The following is a 15,781-nucleotide window of genomic DNA, read 5'->3' as shown; positions in this document are numbered from 1 at the left end:
GGATACAAGAAACAATATGCTAAAACAATATATTATGGCAATCGATGAGGGAACTACTTCAACCAGAGCGATGATAATTGATCATCAGGGCAGAAAAATAGCTTCATCACAAAAGGAATTTCCCCAATATTTTCCTCAACCTAGTTGGGTAGAGCATAAACCTGAAGAGATTTGGCACGCAGTCCAAACAACAATTGCCAATGCCATTATTAACTCTGGCGTGCGTCCGGAGCAGATAGCAGCAATTGGTATTACTAACCAGCGTGAAACAACGGTAATTTGGGATAAAAAGACCGGCAAACCCATTTATAATGCAATTGTTTGGCAGTCACGGCAGACAACCGACTTGGCTGAAAAGTTAAAGACCGATGGCTATAGTGAATTGATCCATAAAAAGACAGGATTAATAATTGACCCATACTTTAGTGCTACTAAAATTCGCTGGATTTTAGATCATGTTGCTGGTGCACAAGAAAAAGCCGAAAATGGCGACTTGCTTTTTGGTACAATTGACAGCTGGCTTTTGTGGAACTTAACTGATGGTGAAGTCCATGTGACTGACTACACTAATGCTTCGAGAACGATGCTGTTTAATATTCACGACTTAAAATGGGATGACGACATCTTAAAGCTGCTCAATATTCCCAAGGTAATGTTGCCAGAAGTTAAGTCCAATTCAGAAATCTATGGTTATACCAAGTCTTATACCTTTTTTGGTGGCAAAGTGCCAATTGCCGGTATTGCCGGAGACCAGCAGGCAGCCTTGTTTGGTCAGCTGGCTCTGAAAAAAGGAATGGTTAAAAATACTTATGGTACTGGCTCCTTTATCGTCATGAATACCGGTGAGCAACCGACAGAGTCGGACAATAATTTGTTGACGACTATTGCTTATGGCTTAAATGGTAAAATTTCCTACGCTTTAGAGGGTTCTATTTTTGTTTCGGGCAGTGCTATTCAGTGGTTGCGCGACTCGTTAAAAATGATTAAGACGGCTGCAGATTCGGAAAAAGTAGCCAGACAATCGAAATCTGAAAATGAGGTTTACGTTGTTCCGGCTTTCACAGGTTTAGGTGCACCGTACTGGGATTCAGAAGCACGTGGCTCTGTTTTTGGAATTACACGTGGAACAAATGATAAGGATTTTATCAAGGCGACGCTGCAATCGCTGGCTTATCAAACACGGGATGTAGTGGATACGATGCAGGTTGATTCCAGCATTAAAATTCCAACCTTGCGCGTTGATGGCGGAGCGTCCAATAATGATTATTTGCTCCAATTCCAGTCAGATATCCTGGGCATTAAAATCGAACGTGCTAAAGTATTGGAAACAACTTCAATGGGCGCAGCCTTCTTGGCTGGCCTCGCAGTCGGCTATTGGCAAAATGTAGCTGAATTAAAAGATATTTTTGTTGTAGGCAAGACCTTTGAACCTCAAATGCCTGAAAGTGAAAAAGAACATTTATATCAAGGCTGGAAGAAGGCCGTAAAAGCTACTCAGGTTTTTGCACATGGTGAATAAGTTATTTAAAAAAGGGGGACAAGAAATTGGCACATGATCGAATAGTTGCACTAGATAGTCCGATGAACTTTCGTGATGTTGGCGGTTATCAAAGTGTGACTGGTAAAACAGTTAAATGGAATAAAATTTATCGTTCAGATTCACTTAGTTCTTTAACGGCCAGGGATCAAGTTAAATTAGCTAAAATGCGTGTCACTGTTGATTGCGATTTACGCTCTGAATACGAGAAGTCCTCTTCACCGGATATTTCTTGGCCCGATGTGGAATATGTGGACTTGCCGGTATATTCTGATAACGTCAATGATGCCCAAAACAATCGTTCAATCTACCGTTTTTTGCACCATATTCCTGATATGCACAATAATTTTATTGGTCGGATTTACCAGCAAACTCTGCTTAGTTCGCACAGTCAGGAAATGTTTGCCCGTGTTTTTGCGGAGTTGCTGGAATTGCCCGCAGATGAAGCACTGGTCTATCACTGCAGTGCTGGTAAGGACAGAACAGGAATGGTTTCGGCTTTAATATTAATGGCACTTGGAGTAGATGATGATACCATCGCCCGCGATTATTTATTAACTAACGAGTTATATGATTTTGCTGTTTCTCGCCAATTGCCAAGTAATGATGAAATTACGCAAATGGTTTCAAAAATGAATGTAACTAAAGGTGAAGGTATAGCTATTCGCGGCATTACAGAAACAGTCCGTGGCGGCTGGGGCGATTTTCCCACCTTTTTCAAAAAAGTATTGGGCTTTAATGATGATGACTTGGCTCAACTAAAACGAATGTACTTAGATTAGGGGCGAATCGTGATGGTAACCTTGCTTGATGTTGCTAAAAAAGCTAATGTTTCAAAGATGACAGTTTCGCGGGTAATTAATCATCCTGAACAAGTAACCGATGAATTGCGCGAATTAGTTGAACAGGCGATGGATGAACTTGATTATCATCCTAATTATGTTGCCCAGGCTTTGGTAAATAAGCGTACAAATGTTGTTAAGTTTGTCACGCTGGAGGATATAGATACGACAGAGCCATATTATATGAACCTGTTATTCGGCATCGCACGTGGGTTATCTAAAAAGCAGTACGCTATCCAGCTTGTTACTGATAGAGGTCAGATAGAGGATGGCAACTTTGACGGTTATCTCATTACCGGCGCCCGTTCTAGCGATTATGCTTTTTTTGACAACCTTAAAAAGCCCTTTATTTTATTTGGTGAAAATCACCATGGTTATGATTATGTGGATAATAATAATCAGTATGGTGGAGAATTAGCGACAAAATATGCACTTTCGCGGTTATACCAAAATATTATTTTCATTGGCATTGATGTCAGAGAGCCATTTGAGTATTCACGTGAAACGGGCTACGTCAATACTTTGCAGAAGAATAAAAAGGTGCCTCAAATCTATCGCATTGCTAATCATAGTCACGCTGCGCAAGAAGTAATTAAAAATAATTTCCATAAGTTTCCTAAAGATACCTGTTTTATCTGTGCCAGCGATCGCATTGCTACAGGAGTGGTCAGGCAATTGCAGGATGAAAAGGCTAAGGTTCCGGCTGACTTTGGTGTGATTGGCTACGATGGCGTTTTTCTGGATCAGGTTTCCAACTTGAAGTTAACTACCGTTAAACAGCCAATTTTTAAAATGGGTGAATTGCTAGCCAACATGCTCTTACGCAAAATTGATCAAAAAGGGTCTCCTCAAGGAGAGGCACTAATTAAGCCTTCCTTAGTTAAAAGAGAATCAACCAGGTAAAATATTTAAGTACAAATAGAAATACACATAATAATCAGATAGCGGACTGATTATTATGTGCTTTTTTAATGGTTAAAAAGGCTAGTCTGTGAGAATTGAAATGATATAATTGAACTCACAAAAAATACAATAGTTTTTTAGGAAAAAACATACCTGAATATACCGAACTACGCTAATTTAATTGAACTAGCGGCGATTTTTTCTGATAGCGGTAACATTGCTATTACCATTGCCTCTCACCAGCTTTCTCAGCTAAACTTTAAGTGGAGGTATAAATTTATGACGCACTGGTATGAGCATGCAATAATTTACCAAATTTATCCCAAGTCTTTTCAAGACAGTAATGATGATGGTATTGGTGATTTAAATGGAATCAGGCAGAGATTACCTTATTTACAACAGCTGGGTATTAATACTATTTGGCTAAATCCTATCTTTGTTTCACCGCAGGTTGATAACGGCTATGATGTGGCAGATTATTTTAAAATCGATCCCCGAATGGGAACAATGAAAGACATGAAAGCTCTAATTGCTGCTTGTCATCAAGCAGGGATTCATGTGCTTTTAGATTTTGTTTTAAACCATACTTCTGATCAAAATGAATGGTTTCAAAAGGCCAAAAGTGATCCGCATAGTCAATACCGCGACTACTATATTTTTGCAGGTGCAAATAATCAGCGTCCCAATAACTGGGGCAGCTTTTTTGGCGGCAGCGTTTGGGAGCCGGATCCGGCAGGTACGGGCCAATTTTATTTCCATTTGTTTGACAAGCACATGCCCGATTTAAACTGGCGTAATCCTAAAGTAAGACAAGAAATGCTCAAAATTGCGGAATTTTGGTTGGCTCAAGGAATAGATGGCTTGCGCCTTGACGCTTTTATTCATATTGCCAAGGCAGATTTACGGCAAAGTTTTCCGGTAAAGGAAATAGCAAACGAAAACGACCAAACGATAGTTGCCGAACCCTTTTTTGCTAATTTGCCCCAAGTTCAGAAGTGGCTGCGACCATTTTGTGAGCAAATAAAAAAGGATTATCCGGAAGCTTTGCTTTTGGGGGAAGCTGCCAGCGCTAATGTTAACTTAGCAGCGGACTATACGGCAAAAGACCATCATCTTTTAGATAGTGTTGTTACTTTTCGCTATTTTAAGGATGATCAAAGACACATTGATCCTAACTTGCCTGCAAATTTTCAGCTTAAAGGGCTTGACTGGGATGCTTTTAAAAAGACGCAGGTTATTTGGCAGCAAACTCTGGTGCAGGTTTCTCAGCCTACATTATATTGGAGTAATCACGACATGCCGCGACTGGCTAGCAGAATAGCAAAAACTGAAACACAGGCACGCAGCTTAGCAATGCTGATGTATTTGCAACGGGGAATTCCAATTATCTATTATGGCGAAGAGTTGGGTTTAAAAAACCTGCTTTTTACTGCTGAAGAAGAGTTTAATGATCAAGAGGCGGAAGGTTTTATCACGAAAGCTGCAGATTGGGGTCTAACAAAAGCGGAAGCACTAAAAATGGTCAGTCAAGCGCACAAAATGCCAGCACGAGGACCGATGCCGTGGACAGCTAAAAAGCCAAATTATGGTTTTTCAAAAGTGAGTCCGTGGCTTGAAGGGCAAAGCCAAAATGACGCTAATGTTCAGGCTGAACTGAATGATCCTGCCAGTATGTTTAACTTTTACAGACAACTGCTTAGTTTGAAAAAAACAGCTTTGTTTCAAGCAGGTAGTTTTTACTTGTTAGCAACCGCTAATAACAGTTATGTTTATCAACGCGATTTAGCAAATGATAGTGCAATTGTGGCTGTTTCACTAAGCAGTCAAAAATTAAGAATTAAACTACCTAGTGAATATAGGAAAGTTATGTTAACTGCCGGACAGCATTATTTGAATAAGGATGAATTGATTTTGATGCCATACTCTGGTGTGGTTTTAAGTAAATAATGGAGGAAAAAATGCAATTAGCAGCCCTAAAACATAGAACAGAAAGCGAAGACTGTTTTGTCATTAGTCAGCATCACGTGCGGATCCGGTTCCACAGTGCCAAAAATGATGTTAAAAAAGTAATAGTTCATTATACTGATAATTATCTTGATACCAAGACTGATAAAACCGTGGCCATGGCTAAGGCAGGACAAGGTCAGGCAACTGATTATTGGGTAGCAACTTTGAATGCTCCTTATCGCCGCCTTAAATATACTTTCGAAGTCATTGGCCAGGATGACAGCCATAAAATTGTTGGGGACCGCGGGATTAAAGATTTTACTGCAGCAAATTTAGCAGCTGACAGCAGCTACTTCAAATTGCCTTACTTGCATGGAATTGATCAAACCAAAACTCCTGACTGGGTTAAAAATACTGTTTGGTATCAGATCTTCCCAGAGCGTTTCGCAAACGGTGATAAAAATAATGATCCTCAAGGCACAAAACCCTGGAATCCGCATGATCATCCAGGACGAGAAGATTTTTACGGGGGCGATTTACAAGGCATTATTGACCATCTGGACTACTTAAACGAACTGGGAGTTAGTGGGTTATACCTGTGTCCGGTCTTTAAGGCCAGCTCTAATCATAAGTATGATACGATTGACTATCTGCAGATTGACCCTGATTTTGGTGACAAAGATTTATTTGCCAAATTTGTGAGTGAAGCTCATAAAAGGGGAATGAAGGTAATGCTTGACGCTGTCTTTAATCATTTAGGCGGCCAGTCAATGCAGTGGCAGGATGTAATCAAAAATGGCACTAAATCGCGGTTTGCATCCTGGTTTCATATTAATCATTTTCCAGTTAAACCATATCAAGGACCTGAGGCAGGCGGTCCAAATTATGATACCTTTGCTTTTGAAGGACAGATGCCCAAATTAAATACTGCCAATCCTGCAGTCCAAGATTTTCTGCTGGAAATCGCAACTTACTGGGTAAAATATTTTGATATTGATGCCTGGCGGTTGGATGTGGCTAACGAAGTAGACCATCATTTTTGGCGAAAATTTCATGATGCACTTACTGCAATTAAGCCCGACTTCTATATTGTAGGTGAAATTTGGCATAGTGCACGGCCTTGGCTCAACGGTGACGAGTTTTCTGCAGTAATGAATTATCCGTATACTTTACAGATTGAGGAACATTTTCTGCACAAAACAAAAACAGCTCAGGAACTGGTTGCGGCTCTTACTGACCAACTAATGATGTACCGCGACTGCACGAATCAGGCCATGATGAATATGCTTGATTCTCATGATACCGCCCGTTTACTGACGCTTGCAGGTGAAAATAAGGCGCTGGCTTTGCAAACCCTGACTTTTATGTTCGTGCAGACTGGCAGCCCGTGCATTTATTACGGTACTGAAATGGGAATGACGGGAGGAGAAGATCCCGATTGCCGCAAGCCAATGGACTGGCAAAAAGAGGGCACGCCTTTTTGGTATAAAGTGCAAAAGCTGATTGCTTTTAGAAATAATCATGCTGCTACTTTAGGTAATGGCACAATCAGTCTAAGTGTTACTTCTACCGGCTTAATCAAAGTTAAGCGAATTGGTACAGAAAAGATCACTGCTCTTTTTAATACAAGTCCTGATAAGATTGCCGTTTCGACAAACGGCCAGGTAGTATTAAGTCAGAATTTTGCACCTGGACAACTTGCCGAGCACGGATTTGTCATTGAACTTGCAAATTAATTTTAAAGAGTCTGGGAGAAACTATTTCTTCCCAGACTTTTTTAAAACATGATTCTGATACCGTTAACAGCGATTTTGCTATTGCCAAATATCCCGTTTTTGCGAATAATGAAAGCGTAAACAAAAACCTCACAAAGAGGGAGCGAAAGTAAATGAAACGAATTTTTGAGGTTGACACATGGAAAGTTGCCACGCACAAGTTTTCCCCGGTGGATAAAAGGCTGCAGGAAAGCATTACTGCGATTGGCAATGACTACATGGGGATGCGCGGTAATTTTGAAGAAGGCTATTCTGGAGATCAACTGCAAGGTACATACTTAGCAGGTGTCTGGTTTCCAGATAAAACGCGAGTAGGCTGGTGGAAAAACGGCTATCCTAAATATTTTGGCAAAACCATCAATGCCCCTAGTTTTATTGGGATTGGCATCACGGTTAATAATGAAAAGATTGACTTAGCCAAGATTAAATTTACAGATTTTTATTTTGAATTAGATATGCACCAAGGCTTGCTTAGCCGCAGTTTTATTTATGAAGGTGTGGATACTAAAGTTAAGTTTGAATTTCAGCGTTTTTTACATATCAGGCTAAAGGAAGCGGCTTTAATTACTGTTAAGGCTACTGTACTTGCTGGTCAGGCACAAATTGAGTTTAATTCAACGCTTGACGGCACAGTTACTAATGAAGATAGTAACTATAATGAACATTTTTGGCTTAGCTGCAATGAAAATGCTGCAAAGCGTTCTATTCAAGTTATAACCAAGCCTAATCCTTACGATGTGCCTCAATTTACGGTTTTGTTAAAAGCAGGCCTAAGAAATAATAATCGTGTTGTTAAGGGTACTGTTAAAACTGAAACAGCAAAGTTAAGCGAGAAACTGGCAGTTACTCTAAATGCTGGAGAAAGTTACACTTTGGAAAAAGATGTAATCGTAATTACCAGTCGTGATGTAGCACCTGAAAAGCAAAGCGATCGTGCAGATGAGTTAATGCAACAATTGCAGTCAAAAAGTTTTGCAGAAAATTTGGCCGATCATACTGCAGTTTGGCAGGATCGCTGGACTAAAAGTGATGTAGTTATTACTGGTAATGATGAAGCGCAACAGGGTATTCGTTTTAACATTTTACAGTTATTCATGACATATTACGGTGAAGATAAGAGGCTTAATATCGGTCCTAAAGGCTTTACTGGTGAAAAGTATGGGGGAGCCACATATTGGGACACAGAGGCTTTTATCTTTCCGATGTACCTTTGTATTACTAAGCCAAATGTCACGCGGGCGCTATTACAATACAGGCATGATCAACTTGACGGTGCCTATTATAACGCCCAGCAGCAAGGCTTAGCCGGAGCGCTTTTCCCGATGGTAACCTTCAATGGGATTGAATGTCATAACGAGTGGGAAATCACTTTTGAAGAAATACACCGTAATGAAGATATTCCCTTTGCAATCAAACAGTATACTAGTTATACGGGAGACGAATCCTACGTTAAGGACGAAGGCATGGATGTCCTGGTAGGCACTGCCAGATTTTGGGCTGATCGAGTCCATTATTCCAAATGGCGGCATAAATATGTTATCCACGGAGTAACAGGACCTGATGAATACGACAATAATGTTAATAATAATTGGTTTACCAACATTATGGCGCAATGGGTACTGCAATATACTTTAGAGCGACTGCCACTTGCGGATAAGGCTGCCCAGGAGCGTTTAAATGTAACTAAAGAAGAACAGGCAAAATGGCAGGACATTATTGAAAATATTTATTTGCCTGAAGATAAAGAACGCGGCATTTTCTTGCAGCAAGATGATTTTTTAGATAAAGATATTAGACCAGCCACAGAAATTCCGCTTGACCAAAGACCAATAAATCAGCATTGGTCTTGGGATAAAATCTTACGGTCACCTTTCATCAAGCAGGCCGATGTATTGCAGGGTATTTATTACTTGGATGACAGGTTTACCAAGGAGCAAAAAGAGCGTAACTTTGCATTTTATGAGCCGTTGACGGTACATGAAAGTTCGCTTTCTGCCTGTATCCATTCAATTTTGGCCGCGGAATTAGGGCGTAAAAAGCAGTCAGTAGAATTTTATGAACGCACGGCCCGCCTAGATCTCGATAACTACAATAATGATACAGATGACGGCCTGCACATTACTTCAATGAGCGGTTCTTGGCTGGCAATAGTCCAGGGATTTGCCGGCATGCGTTATGGTCACAATCAATTGAGATTTAATCCTTTTGTGCCAGATAATTGGACCGGGTATAGTTTTAAAATTAATTATCGCGGCCGCTTAATTCAGGTAGAAGTGACGCAGCAGGAGACACGTATTACGTTAATTAGCGGACAGGAACTGACAATTTTAGTTAAAGAGCAAAAGGTTACTTTAAAAGAGGGTGAACAAAATTGCTTAAAGGCCTGATTTTTGATTTAGATGGTGTGCTGACAGATTCAGCCAAATTTCACCTGGCAGCGTGGAATAATTTAGCTCAAGAACTGGGAATTAAATTAACCAGCGCGCAGTTAGATTCTCTGCGGGGAATATCACGGATGGACTCTCTTAATTTAATTCTGAAGTATGGCAAGCAGGAAAATAAGTACACCAAGACCCAAAAAGAAGAATTTGCGGCAGAGAAAAATGAAAAGTTTTTAGAGCAGGTTGAAACCATGACGCCAGCCGATATTTTGCCAGGAATTACAGAATTACTGGCAGATGCCAAAAAGGCAGGTCTGAAAATGTGTATTGCTTCTGCTTCTAAAAATGCCCCCAAAATCTTGAGTAAGCTGGGTATTGCCAGTCAATTTGATCAAATTGTTAATCCTGCTTTACTGGAACGCGGTAAGCCGGATCCGGAAATTTATCAAAGAGCACAGCAATTATTGCAGCTGCATAATGATGAAGTGATTAGCTTTGAAGATGCGGCTGCCGGTGTTGCGGCAATTAAGGCTGCGCACCAGTTTGCAGTGGGAATTGGAGATAAACAAATACTTAAAGGAGCTGATTATATCGTTAAATCTACAAAAGAATTAAAGCTGGATAAAATTGTGGCTGTATTTAAGAGAAATAATAAGAAGGTAGGTTAAAGATATGGTTGAAGTTGACTTAAACCATATGTGTAAAAAGTATGAAGGCAATGATCACTATTCAGTGAAAGACTTTGATTTACACATTAAAGATAAAGAATTCATTGTTTTTGTCGGTCCCTCAGGTTGCGGTAAATCAACTACTTTAAGAATGATTGCGGGATTAGAGGATATTAGCGAAGGTACTCTTGAAATTGATCACAAGGTAATGAATGATGTGGCACCTAAAGACCGTCACATTGCCATGGTTTTCCAGAACTACGCGCTTTATCCGCACATGTCAATTTACGATAATATGGCATTCGGCTTGAAACTACGCCATTATCATAAAGATGAGATTGATAAAAGGGTACAAAATGCTGCTAAGATTCTTAATTTGCGTGAATATTTGGATAAAAAGCCCGCAGAACTTTCTGGTGGTCAAAGGCAAAGAGTTGCACTAGGACGGGCAATTGTGCGGGATGCTCCCATCTTCTTGATGGATGAACCGCTGTCAAACTTGGATGCGAAACTGCGTGTTTCCATGCGGGCAGAGATTGCCAAGCTGCACCAGAACTTAGGTACAACTACAATTTACGTTACTCATGATCAGACTGAAGCTATGACCTTGGCTGACCGAGTAGTCGTAATGTCAGTCGGTAAAATTGAACAAATTGGGACACCGCAGGAAGTATATAACCATCCAGTTAATCAATTTGTCGCCGGCTTTATCGGTTCACCGCAAATGAATTTCTTTAATGTCCACTATCATGATGGTCAAGTCTCTGATGGCAAGGGCCTTAATCTGGGAATACCTGAAGGCAAGTCAAAACTGCTTAATGAGCAGGGCTATAATGACCGCGACTTGATACTGGGTATTCGGCCAGAAGATATCCACGCAGAAGAGGCCTTTTTAGAAACTTGGCCTGACGCGGTGGTCGAATCTGAAGTCGTTGTTTCTGAACTCTTGGGCGCTACTATTCAGCTTTACCAAACAGTGGATGAAACAGAGTTTGTAGCTAACATCAATGCCCGGGATATTTATCAACCAGGGCAAAAGGTCAAGATGGGCTTTGATTTAAACAAAGCACACTTTTTCGACAAGGATACAACCTTGGCGGTAGTTAATTAGGGAATAAAATCAGTGACTTTAGTTGTCATTGATATAAAAACATGTTGTTTTATATTAGGAGGTAAATAACATGAATATTTGGAAGAAAGTAGCTTTAGGAAGTACAGCAGTTTTAGCTGCAATGTCACTTGCAGCATGTTCTAATGGTAAGTCAAACTCTTCATCAAGCAGCAGTAGTAATCAAAATACTAAGTTGACTTTATGGGTTGATACTAACCAGGTATCATACTACAAGAAAATTGCCAGTGATTTTACTAAATCACATAAGAATATTTCAGTTCGCGTTACACAAAATCCAACCGGATCAGCTAATGCCAAAACTGATGTGGGCAAGGACCCTTCAAAAGCAGCCGATGTTTTTGAAGCACCTAATGATCAATTAGGTCAAATGGCAGATTCCGGTTATATTAATCCTCTGTCACCAAAAGACAGTAACAATATTAAATCTAATTACATTGACGTTGCAGCTAAAGGTGTAACTTGGAAGGGCAAGATCTATGCTTATCCTTATGCACAACAGGCACAAACAATCTATTACAACAAGTCTAAATTATCAGCAAGCGATGTAAAAGACTGGAAGACTTTAACTTCAAAGGGAGTTGTGGCAACAGACTTTACTAACGCTTATGTTATGTGGCCGGTATTCTTCTCTGCTGGTACAAAGCTTTATGGTGACAGTGGTGAAGATTTGAAGGGCTCAACCTTTAATTCTGCTAAAGGCGTTAACGCATTGAAGTGGTTTGCAGAGCAAAAGAATAATAAGGGCGTAATGCAGACCTCTAATGCTTTGAACCAATTGAAGAAGGGCAACGCTCAAGCTATCTTGGATGGTCCTTGGAACGCGGCTAACATTAAGAAGATTTTAGGTAAGAACTTTGCTGTTGCCAAGTACCCAATGATTAATGTTGGTGGCAAGAATGTGCAAATGCAAGCCTTTTTAGGAATCGAAGGATTTGCCGTTAATGCTCATACCAAGAGTCCCAAGGCTGCCTCACAATTAGCAGCATTTATCACAGACAAAAAGTCACAATTAATTGCTCACAAAGAAGCTGGTCAAATCCCAGTTCTTAAAGAGGCAGTTAATGACTCAGCAATTAAGAATGATCCAGTTGCTGATGCGGTAACTGAAATGTCTAAACCTGGCAATTCAGTCTTAATGCCGAAATTACCACAAATGTCTGTTTTCTGGAACGATGTTCCTCCTCTAATCAATGGTGCATATGATGGTAAAGTTAAACCTGATCAATATAAAGCACAACTTGATAAATTAGCTAAGCACTCATCAAAGAAATAGTTAATTAAATTACTTAAAGGTTGGACAAGTAGTGCCCAGCCTTTTTGTTCAAGAAGAGGAAGAATTATGTTTAGGAAGAAAAAACATGCGGCACCAGAAGCAACCTTTAAGGAAGTATGGTCTAAAGGCAATATTGCTACCAAATTGTCATTCTTTATTATGGGTTCCAATGCTCTGGCAAATAAGCAGTGGGTAAAAGGCATAGCATTATTGCTGGCAGAAGCAGCCTTTATTGTTTGGCTTGTTTTTAGTGGCATATCCGCAATTAGTATGATGTCAAGCTTGGGACCAATTAAAAGTAAAAAGGTTGTTTATGATAGCGCACAAGGCGTTTATATTACTAAGCAACCTTCAAATTCAGTTTTGATTCTTTTGTTTGGCTTACTTGCAATTATTGTTTGCATTGCAATGGTTTACTTATACATTGTTAACCTGCGTTCTACCAGAAAAAATTATGAACTCGAGCGGGATGGCAAACACATTTTAACCAATAAAGAAGAGCTGGCAAACTTGTTTGATTCTCGTTTGCATGATACTCTGATGACTTTCCCAATCATTGGCATTCTCTGTTTTACCATTTTGCCGACAATCTTTATGATTTCAATGGCGTTTACAAACTATGACCGGCAACACCCAATTGCCTTTTCTTGGACAGGATTTCAAGCTTTTGGCAATGTACTTAGTGGTGACCTTTCAGGTACGTTCTTCCCGGTTTTGGGCTGGACTCTTGTCTGGGCAGTAGCTGCTACGGCAACAACATTCTTTTTTGGAGTTTTGCTTGCCTTGCTGATTGAATCTAAAGGAATAAAACATAAAGGCTTCTGGCGGACAATCTTTGTGATTGTCTGGGCTGTACCTCAGTTTGTTTCTTTGTTAATGATGGCTCAGTTCTTAGATTATCAGGGCGCACTCAACAATATCTTAATGAATATCGGCTGGATTTCTCATCCGCTACATTTTATTGACAGTCAAGCCTCACCTTTGGTAGCACGAATAACGGTTATTATTGTTAATATGTGGATCGGTATTCCAGTTTCAATGCTGGTTTCGACTGCGATTATTCAAAATTTGCCAACCGATCAAATTGAAGCTGCAAAAATCGATGGTGCTAATGCACTACAGGTATTCAAGTCAATTACTTTTCCACAAATATTATTTGTGATGGCACCTTCTCTTATTCAACAGTTTATTGGTAATATTAATAACTTTAACGTGATCTTCCTGTTAACTGGAGGAGCACCAATGAATAACAAGTATAATGGTGCTGGTTCTACCGACCTGTTGGTAACGTGGCTGTACAACTTAACCTTTGGTCAGGAGCAGCGCTACAATGCCTCAGCGGTCTTAGGTATCCTCATCTTTATTATTAGTGCGGTATTTTCATTAATTGCATACCGCCATACCAATGCTTTTAAGGAGGGCTAAAAATGAAATCATATCAAAATCAAAAACGCCTTTCACTCATTTTTCGTTACCTTTTATTGATTATCCTGGCTGTAGTTTGGATTTTACCAATTATCTGGATAATATTAGCCAGTTTTTCCTATAATGATACGGGATTTGTTTCAACTTTTTGGCCTGACAAATTTACTTTTGACAACTACATTGGTATTTTTACTAATTCGCAGTACCCACTAGTCAGCTGGATTATTAACACATTGATTGTTTCTATACTATCAATGATCATTTCTACTTTTTTAACGATTTCGGTTGCTTATGTTTTGTCACGGTTACGCTTTTCGTTTAGAAAGCCGTTCATGCAGATTGCACTGGTCTTGGGCATGTTTCCTGGATTTATGTCAATGATTGCTCTTTATTACATTTTAAAGGGCTTAAACATGTTAAACCTGGGCGGCCTGCTACTGGTATATGTCGGTGGCGCCGGACTGGGATTCTACGTTGCCAAAGGCTTCTTTGACACGGTACCATTTTCAATTGATGAAGCAGCTGAAATTGATGGGGCCACTAAATGGCAAATCTTCATGCACGTTGATTTGCCATTAGCTAAGCCTATGATAGTTTACACTGCGTTAACAGCCTTTATTGGTCCGTGGACAGACTTTATTTTCTCGGGAATTATTTTATCAACGTCTGGCAATCCTAAAACATACACAATTGCATACGGACTTTATAACATGGTGCACAATACTAAAGGCAATGCTACCGCGTACTTTGCGGAGTTTGTTGCTGGTTGTGTGATTATCGCTATTCCAATCACGATCTTATTCGTCTTCATGCAGAAGTTTTACGTCAACGGTATTACTGCTGGTGCAGAAAAGGGATAGGACCTAGTAAGAAAAATGCGGCTCTTAAAAGTCGCATTTTTTGTTATTCCAAATTTTTATATAAAAGCAGAACAATAAAAAAGGCTTGATTCTAACCTGTTGCATCAGAATCAAACCTTGTATGTTATATATAAACTAGTTTATATTGTCTTGTCATAAATGCTTAAAGCTTTTTGCTTTTGTTCATCTGACATTGGAGAAGACGGTGTTAAAGCCACAACGTTATTCGGGATTTCTCTTTGATCGAGGATATATTTGAATAAAGTCATAAATGGGTTAACTATATTTAATAATTCAGAAGCCTCGGCAATTGTCTTTTGCTCTTTTGCCACTTGCTCATCATTACCTGCCTCATAGTTTCTTAACAAGTCAACACAAACATGACTGTAAAGATTAGATAATCCGCCAACTACGCCTTGACCACCAGCTTTAACTACATCAATTACATTACCGTCATAACCAGTGTAAACTCTAAATTCAGGGAATTTTGCATTTACAACTTTAATAGTGTTGAGAGTGTGGTTAACGTCTCCAACAGTATCTTTAATTCCGACAATATTGGAGTTGTCTTTTAATAAAGTTAAGAGAATGTCGGCGTTAACATCATAACCAGTTCTGTCAGGATAATTATAGATTATAATATCGCCTTTAATAGCTTTAGCCATCTTATTATAGAAGGTAATAATACCTGCTCTATCACAAGACATGTAATATGGTCCTACTAGCAAAATGCCATCTGCACCAAGTTCCAATGCTTTGTTTGCAAATTTAATAGTTAATTGATCATCCATACGGTTGGCACCGACTAAAACTTTAGTCCGGTGGTCAATATACTTAATTGCATCTTCTACTAAAGATTGGCAAACTTCAAAGGTTTGAGCATAGAATTCTCCACAACTGCCTAAAAGAGCAATTTCTGAAATTCCATCTTTAATTAAGCGGTCATACAGCTTATGCATAGCATCAAAATCTACAGTATTTTCATCTTTTAATATGGTCAAAATAGGGCAAATATATTCTTTCTTCATCTTTATGTTC

12 protein-coding genes are annotated in these 15,781 nt (G+C 39.5%); 11 read left to right on the top strand and 1 reads right to left on the bottom strand.

Going from position 1 to position 15,781, the window contains the following annotated elements:
* Positions 1 to 16: 16 nt before the first annotated feature.
* The 11 genes from glpK (at position 17) to DKL58_RS08730 (ending at position 14,743) form a co-directional block, all read left to right on the top strand.
* A complete protein-coding gene (gene glpK / locus DKL58_RS08780; RefSeq protein WP_109586858.1) occupies positions 17 to 1,519 on the top strand; it encodes a glycerol kinase GlpK in 1,503 nt (500 codons plus the stop codon).
* Between the two features lie 26 nt (positions 1,520 to 1,545).
* A complete protein-coding gene (locus DKL58_RS08775; protein ID WP_109586857.1) occupies positions 1,546 to 2,319 on the top strand; it encodes a tyrosine-protein phosphatase in 774 nt (257 codons plus the stop codon).
* Positions 2,320 to 2,331: 12 nt separating this feature from the next.
* Positions 2,332 to 3,282 (top strand): LacI family DNA-binding transcriptional regulator, encoded by a 951-nt coding sequence (locus DKL58_RS08770; protein WP_109586856.1) that lies wholly within the window; start codon positions 2,332 to 2,334, stop codon positions 3,280 to 3,282.
* A 279-nt stretch (positions 3,283 to 3,561) separates the two neighbouring features.
* Entirely contained in the window at positions 3,562 to 5,229 is a 1,668-nt protein-coding gene (locus DKL58_RS08765; protein ID WP_109586855.1) for an alpha-glucosidase, read from the top strand.
* 11 nt (positions 5,230 to 5,240) lie between these two features.
* The gene (locus DKL58_RS08760) at positions 5,241 to 6,965 is read left to right on the top strand and encodes a glycoside hydrolase family 13 protein (RefSeq protein ID WP_109586854.1); all 1,725 of its coding nucleotides are present in this window, start codon (positions 5,241 to 5,243) and stop codon (positions 6,963 to 6,965) included.
* 152 nt (positions 6,966 to 7,117) lie between these two features.
* Entirely contained in the window at positions 7,118 to 9,391 is a 2,274-nt protein-coding gene (locus DKL58_RS08755; RefSeq protein WP_109586853.1) for a glycoside hydrolase family 65 protein, read from the top strand.
* On the top strand, positions 9,376 to 10,053 hold the full coding sequence (gene pgmB / locus DKL58_RS08750; RefSeq protein ID WP_109586852.1) for a beta-phosphoglucomutase: 678 nt from the start codon (positions 9,376 to 9,378) through the stop codon (positions 10,051 to 10,053). Before DKL58_RS08755 ends, pgmB begins: the two co-directional genes overlap by 16 nt.
* A 4-nt stretch (positions 10,054 to 10,057) precedes the next feature.
* Positions 10,058 to 11,164, top strand: a complete 1,107-nt coding sequence (locus DKL58_RS08745) for an ABC transporter ATP-binding protein (protein ID WP_109586851.1) — start codon at positions 10,058 to 10,060, stop codon at positions 11,162 to 11,164.
* A 70-nt stretch (positions 11,165 to 11,234) separates the two neighbouring features.
* Positions 11,235 to 12,458: an extracellular solute-binding protein gene (locus DKL58_RS08740; RefSeq protein WP_109586850.1), complete on the top strand. Its 1,224-nt coding sequence runs from the start codon at positions 11,235 to 11,237 to the stop codon at positions 12,456 to 12,458.
* 66 nt (positions 12,459 to 12,524) lie between these two features.
* Positions 12,525 to 13,883, top strand: a complete 1,359-nt coding sequence (locus DKL58_RS08735; RefSeq protein WP_109586849.1) for a carbohydrate ABC transporter permease — start codon at positions 12,525 to 12,527, stop codon at positions 13,881 to 13,883.
* Between the two features lie 2 nt (positions 13,884 to 13,885).
* The gene (locus tag DKL58_RS08730; protein ID WP_045928744.1) at positions 13,886 to 14,743 is read left to right on the top strand and encodes a sugar ABC transporter permease; all 858 of its coding nucleotides are present in this window, start codon (positions 13,886 to 13,888) and stop codon (positions 14,741 to 14,743) included.
* Positions 14,744 to 14,883: 140 nt separating this feature from the next.
* Here the strand turns inward: DKL58_RS08730 and DKL58_RS08725 are convergent, their stop codons facing one another.
* Positions 14,884 to 15,771, bottom strand: a complete 888-nt coding sequence (locus DKL58_RS08725; RefSeq protein ID WP_162542355.1) for a dihydrodipicolinate synthase family protein — start codon at positions 15,769 to 15,771, stop codon at positions 14,884 to 14,886.
* Between the last annotated feature and the right edge of the window lie 10 nt (positions 15,772 to 15,781).

The sequence above is a fragment of the Lactobacillus kullabergensis genome, from assembly GCF_003151025.1.
GTDB classification, from domain to species: Bacteria; Bacillota; Bacilli; order Lactobacillales; family Lactobacillaceae; genus Lactobacillus; species Lactobacillus kullabergensis.
This window is presented reverse-complemented; position numbering and strand designations above follow the sequence as displayed.